Origin of the sequence: Paucibacter sp. XJ19-41, from assembly GCF_028462495.1 — a bacterium.
Taxonomy (GTDB): domain Bacteria; phylum Pseudomonadota; class Gammaproteobacteria; order Burkholderiales; family Burkholderiaceae_C; genus Roseateles_E.
In genome coordinates this window covers 1-2,308 of sequence record NZ_JAQOWX010000242.1, presented here as the reverse complement: position 1 = coordinate 2,308, position 2,308 = coordinate 1, and the positions used below count along the sequence as shown (strand labels likewise).

Sequence of the window (2,308 nt, the reverse complement as noted above, 5' to 3'; positions counted from 1 at the left end):
AGGGTTCATGCCCGTTGAGCCGGGCGGTGTGCAGCAGGCTCATGATGGCCGCAGCCCGTTGGCCCGCGCGCAAGCTGCCAGCGAACAGCCAGTTCTTCCTGCCTAGTGCGATGGGCCGGATTAGGTTCTCGATGCGGTTGTTGTCAGCAGCCAGTTCGCCGTCGCCAATGAAGCGCGTCAGCGCGGCCCAGCGCTTGAGGCTGTAGTCGATGGCCTTGGCGGTCGCGCTGCCGTCGGGCACCTTCTGGCGGTTGGCGATCAACCAGGCATGCAGCAGATCGGCCGCCGGCCTGGACTTGAGCTGGCGCATGCGCAGCCGCTCGTCATGCGCCAAATCCTTGGCCTCGCGTTCGATGTCGTAGAGGGTGCCGAACAGCTTGAGCGCTTGCTCGGCCAGCGTGCTGCTGTGATTGGCCCACAGTTCGTGGAACTTGCGCCGGGCGTGCGCCATGCAACCAGCCTCGGTCACGCCCGCATTCATGACCTGCTTGTAGCCGGCGTAGTCGTCGCAGATCAGCGTGCCGCGCCAGCCGCCTGTGCCGTTTTCGGCAATGCCCAGGAAGCGGCGTGCGTTGTGACCCGCTCGGCTCTCGGCGAAGTCGAAGACCACCGCGCTGATGTCGTCCCAGGCCGTGGTGCAGTAGCTCCACAGGTAGGCCCGGTGGGTTTTGCCATCGCTCTTGCCTGCGGGCTTGAGCAGGGCCACCGGTGTCTCGTCGGCGTGCAGAACGCGCCGGCTCAGCAGGTCCTCGCGCATGGCCTGCACCAGCGGGGCCAGTTCCACACCGATGGCACCGATCCACTCGGCCTGTGTCGAGCGCGGCACGGCGAAGCCGGCACGACCGAGGATGCCCTCCTGGCGATACAGCGGCTGGTGGTCGATGTACTTGGCCACCACCACATGCGCCATCAGGCCGGCCGTGGCCAGCCCCTTGTCGATCACGCAGGCCGGCACGGGAGCCTGAACCAGCGTCTGGCACTGGGCGCAAGCCCACTTGCCCCGCACATGCCGCTCCACGCTGAAGCGGCCCGGCTCGTAGTCGAGCTTCTCGGACACGTCCTCGCCGATGCGCCGCATCTGGCAGCCGCAGCCCGGCGTCGCGCAGATGCTGCTCTCAGGCTCGTGGTGGACGTCTCGGCTTGGCAGATGGGCCGGCAGCGCCTGGCGCTTGGGCGTCTGCTTCTCGCGCGGCTCTTTGGCCGGCTGCTTGAGCTTGCCGATCTCTCGGTCCAGCGCCGCCAGGTCCTCATCAATGGCTTCTTCCAACAGGCTCTTCTGCTCGGCGCTGAAGCGCTCCGATGTGGCGGCGAACTTCAGTCGCTTGAGCACAGCCATCTCGTGGGCCATCTTGGCGTTCACGGCGCTGATGTGCTTGATCTGGGCCTGCTGCTGCAGGGCCAGTGCGCACACCTCGGCGAAGCTCATGCCCGCGAAGGCTGGGTCGATGACGTGGGGGCTGTCCATCACGGCCGTGATGCTGCCAGCGCAAGCGGTAGCGCGCCATCAGCACAGTCAGCAATGGACGGCTCAGAATGAAATGATCAGAGCGAGGTGATCACACCCGCCTCGCCGATGCGCTGCCAGGGCAGGCCCAGCACCAGCGCGTCCAGCTGCGGCCGCGTCAGTGCCAGCGTGCTGCCCTCCTGGGGCCAGACGAAGCGCCCGGCGTTCAGCCGCCTGGCCGCCAGCCACACGCCGATGCCATCGTGCACGAGTGCCTTCATCCGGTTGGCGCGCCGATTGGCGAACAGGTAGGCGTGGTGCGGCCGAGCCTCACCGAAGACCTTGACCACGCGGCCCAGCGCCGTCTCGGTGCCGGCGCGCATGTCCAGCGGCTCGCAGGACAGCCAGATCGCGTCCACCCGGATCACCGCAGCAGCTCGCGAGTCCACGCGGCAAAGTCCACCGCCGCACTGGCCGGCCAGGTGATGTTCATCGTGACCGAGCCGCGACGCAGCTCCACGCGGATGTCCGCTGGCGCCGCTGCAGACACTGCCGGCACGGCAAGCGGCAACGCGATGAACTCACCTGTCTTGGCGGGCGTTGCGACTTTGCCCTCACGGGCCAGTTGCCGCCAGCGGTGTACGACGTTGGCATTGATGCCGTGGGCCATCGCCACCTTGGCCACCGAAGCGCCGGGCTCGCCGCACGCGGCCACCACCTGCGCCTTCATCGCCACGCTGTATTGCCGCCGCTTGTCCTTCTTCTCGCTTGTCATCGTGTCCACCTAAGTTACGCGGACACGATCCTTGCTGTTGCGCTCGGCGACTTCAAGATGACTTGGCCGGACGGATACAGCGCGGCGGC

3 protein-coding genes are annotated in these 2,308 nt (G+C 67.2%); all 3 read right to left on the bottom strand.

All coding sequences use genetic code 11. From position 1 onward, the window contains the following. Positions 1-1,426: IS66 family transposase (gene tnpC, locus PO768_RS28550; RefSeq protein ID WP_442953318.1), on the bottom strand; the 1,426-nt coding region annotated here is incomplete at its 3' end. A 116-nt stretch (positions 1,427-1,542) separates the two neighbouring features. Further along, entirely contained in the window at positions 1,543-1,893 is a 351-nt protein-coding gene (tnpB, locus tag PO768_RS28545; RefSeq protein WP_272648754.1) for an IS66 family insertion sequence element accessory protein TnpB, read from the bottom strand. Beyond that, positions 1,869-2,219, bottom strand: coding sequence for an IS66-like element accessory protein TnpA (gene tnpA, locus PO768_RS28540; RefSeq protein WP_272648753.1), 351 nt, complete (start codon positions 2,217-2,219; stop codon positions 1,869-1,871). The genes tnpB and tnpA overlap by 25 nt, the downstream gene beginning before the upstream one ends. Positions 2,220-2,308: the final 89 nt, after the last annotated feature.